The following is a 3,137-nucleotide window of genomic DNA, read 5'->3' as shown; positions in this document are numbered from 1 at the left end:
GTGGTGTGAGAGGTCGGTAGATAAAATAATTATCTACCTCCTACTCGATTAGTGGTCGTGATGCTCTTCTGCTTCTTCTGCATCAGCTTTAGTTGGATGAACTATGCTATGAGGATGTTGAGGTGGTGCGTATATAGAGTATAGTTTAATTGGTTTATTACCTGTATTAACGAGGTTATGCCATATGCCAGCAGGTATGATGAAAGAAAAATCATCATATACTTTATGTTGAAAATCCAAAGAGTCTTTTTTGCGCCCCATCATAACTATGCCTTCACCATCTTCAATACGTAGAAATTGATCTTTTTTAGGGTGAATTTCTAAACCAATTTCGCCTCCAACAGTGATGCTCATAAGTGTAAGCTGTAGATTTTCTCCTGTCCATAAAGCGGTACGAAAAGTATTGTTTTGCTTAGTAGCCTCATCAATATTAACTACAAATGGGTATGGCTGAACATTCAAGTAGATATGATGAATGTTCAGAATATCTCAATATAAATGGTTTTATTGTATATGCTTTTGATCATCGTGGACATGGTAAAACTACTAGTACAATAGAAGAAACATCCAAAGCTACCTATGTTCTTATTTGGTCATAGCTTTGGATCTTTTCTAGCACAGGAATATATAATTTGCTCTATTGAAAAGGAAGATTTTTGCAAAAAAAGAAATGTAAAATTATAAATGTCTTAACTTTGGGAAACCATAATAAAAGGTTCGAAGCTGATCCTGTAGGAAACTAGTAAAAAAACTCTTTAAAATTTATAAGGAGATTGGAGTTAGAGGTGTAGATGTAAAATTATATTTAGGCTTTAGGACTTTTAAGTAAATATTGAAGTGTGTTTTATAATCCCTCAGACTGATTAGTTTCGGGGATTTTTCATAATGGAGATGACTTTTAGATAAATAAACTGGTTAATTGATAGCATGTAAAATTTTAATAAATACTCTAAAAGATGGGGGTGAGGAATGTCTTGAGTATAATAACACTGAACTTTTTACAATAAAAGTGGTATAAAAGATATAACTAAAGTAACTATATACAATTTTTGTAATATGTTACAATGAGGATAAAAGAGAGCGATTTATAAAAGAGTAGTATGTAGGTAGTTTAAAATAAAAATATTTTACAGGAGGGGTAAATTATGTTTAAAAAAATCTCAATGTTATTTTGTACAATTTTAATAAGTATTACTAGTTTGTTTGCAGTAAAAGCATCTGCAGAAACAACAAACTATTGGCAAAATTGGACTGATGGTGGTGGAACAGTAAATGCTACTAATGGATCTGGTGGCAATTATAGTGTTTCATGGTCAAATTGTGGGAATTTTGTTGTGGGTAAAGGTTGGAATGTTGGATCACCATCTAGAACAATAAACTATAATGCTGGAGCATTTTCACCATCTGGTAATGGATATTTGTCTCTATATGGGTGGACAAGAAGTCCTCTTATAGAATACTATGTTGTTGACAGTTGGGGAACTTATAGGCCAACTGGAATATATAAGGGAAGTGTAAATAGTGATGGAGGAACATATGATATATATGAGACCACACGATATAACGCACCTTCCATTGATAGTAATAGTTCAACATTTAAGCAGTATTGGAGTGTTAGAACTTCAAAGAGACCAATGGGGGCTAACAATGCAATCACTTTTAGCAATCATGTGAATGCATGGAGAAATTGTGGAATGAATTTAGGTAGAAATTGGGCTTACCAAATGTTTGCAACAGAAGGATATCAAAGTAGTGGGTATTCTAATGTAACAGTATGGTAACAAGTCACATGAGGAGTGTATAACTTACAGTTTTAGAAATAGCAAGAAGGTATTTTACAATTTGATATTGTTAAGGTTAGTCGGTTTTACAGTCAATAATTTTATATATAAAAAATAATGCAGCCTACATACTACATGAATATTAAATTTCAAAAGAATGAAGGTCGATTTTAGTATTTAAAAGTTATCAGTATCTTATGTTTAAGAGTGCGCCTATAGGGGGCACTTTTTGCAATTGTACATCATCCTAAAAATTTATTATGCTATTTTATATCTTTATCTTTTTCTCTAAATTTTTTTTCATATCTTGAACAACTTGATTGTGAAATATTGTCTTGAGACACTATTTTTTTTATTTAAAAGAATTAATGAAGCAACCTAATAAAGTATCTATTATCAATTCAAACCTTTCAATTACAGATGAAACAATTGGTTGGTACTATGGAGATAATAAAATATACCCTTTAGATTATGCAGAGATAAGTGAAAAGGATGAAGGATTAGGTAAAAAGCTCTGTATAAAATTTCAAATATGATTATTAATGAACATTGACTTTAGATGATAAAATATATAATGTTAGTGGGAAGTCCTGGTTTGACCGTCAGTGGCAAAATGAAGGTTCTAATTTTGGTGTGAAATGGAATTAGAGTATTATATGTATAGGTCCGATAGATCAATGTGTTACGGTGAACATGTATAGCATTTGATGGATTTAGCAAGTTACGCTCATTAAGAATGTACATATATAATGTATATGCAAGCTCTGTGTCGTTATTTTTGTCATAATCCAAAAGATAACGCATAGACGAGTGGCAATAGGCCTCTAAGGATTCACTTTGCATAAAAGTGCTGACAATGTGATCTAGATAATATTGTTTGTAAATAAACAAATTTGCTTTGATAAAAATAAGTCTAAATCATTACCGATTGTAGTATCAAAATTTGGAGGATGTCCAGATTTGCCAAAAGGATTTCAGTGGTATTACTTTACTTGGGAAGATCCATTTTCTCATGAGATAAAAAATAGTCCTTTAAGTTTTTTAGCACAGATGAATTGTGAAGAAATATTTGATAATTATGATTTGTGGGATGAGTGCAATGACTTTTTAGAGAAAGATAGATATAAGACTAGTGGAGAAAATTTATCTAAGCTATTAGGTTACTCAGATAATATTCATTACTACATAAAAGAGGTAGATTTAAAAAATAAAAATTTTGATAACACGTGGCTTATTTTACAATGTTCTTGATGATATTTAAAAGACCTGACCATATTTAACTTGGTCAGGTCTATATTATGTGTGCCCAGCATGGGCACGTACTAGTCGGTGAAAGTCCGATATGGGGGTTGATAG

4 protein-coding genes and 1 pseudogene are annotated in these 3,137 nt (G+C 31.5%); 4 read left to right on the top strand and 1 reads right to left on the bottom strand.

Features of this window, described 5'->3' with window-relative positions; translation table 11 throughout:
• Positions 1-48 precede the first annotated feature (48 nt).
• Positions 49-444 (bottom strand): annotated as a pseudogene (locus FAY47_RS19745) (cupin domain-containing protein); the annotation flags it as partial.
• Between the two features lie 2 nt (positions 445-446).
• Here FAY47_RS19745 and FAY47_RS21090 point away from each other — a divergent pair.
• The 4 genes from FAY47_RS21090 to FAY47_RS19730 all read left to right on the top strand — a co-directional run bounded on the left by FAY47_RS21090 (position 447) and on the right by FAY47_RS19730 (position 3,032).
• Entirely contained in the window at positions 447-599 is a 153-nt protein-coding gene (locus tag FAY47_RS21090; protein ID WP_243129682.1) for an alpha/beta hydrolase, read from the top strand.
• A 546-nt stretch (positions 600-1,145) separates the two neighbouring features.
• On the top strand, positions 1,146-1,781 hold the full coding sequence (locus tag FAY47_RS19735; RefSeq protein ID WP_143318635.1) for a glycoside hydrolase family 11 protein: 636 nt from the start codon (positions 1,146-1,148) through the stop codon (positions 1,779-1,781).
• A 368-nt stretch (positions 1,782-2,149) separates the two neighbouring features.
• Positions 2,150-2,317: a hypothetical protein gene (locus FAY47_RS20725; RefSeq protein ID WP_207706281.1), complete on the top strand. Its 168-nt coding sequence runs from the start codon at positions 2,150-2,152 to the stop codon at positions 2,315-2,317.
• 337 nt (positions 2,318-2,654) lie between these two features.
• Complete coding sequence (locus tag FAY47_RS19730) at positions 2,655-3,032, top strand: DUF1963 domain-containing protein (protein WP_207706280.1); 378 nt, start codon at positions 2,655-2,657, stop codon at positions 3,030-3,032.
• Positions 3,033-3,137: the final 105 nt, after the last annotated feature.

It is taken from the genome of Clostridium sp. HBUAS56017 (assembly GCF_007115085.1).
Taxonomy (GTDB): Bacteria; Bacillota; Clostridia; order Clostridiales; family Clostridiaceae; genus Clostridium; species Clostridium cibarium.
This window is presented reverse-complemented; position numbering and strand designations above follow the sequence as displayed.

What these genes read in the sequence shown, in the direction of transcription:
- FAY47_RS21090 (WP_243129682.1), top strand. Translation starts at nt 447, where the DNA reads ATGGCTGAACATTCAAGTAGATATGATGAATGTTCAGAATATCTCAAT.
- FAY47_RS19735 (WP_143318635.1), top strand. Translation starts at nt 1,146, where the DNA reads ATGTTTAAAAAAATCTCAATGTTATTTTGTACAATTTTAATAAGTATT.
- FAY47_RS20725 (WP_207706281.1), top strand. Translation starts at nt 2,150, where the DNA reads ATGAAGCAACCTAATAAAGTATCTATTATCAATTCAAACCTTTCAATT.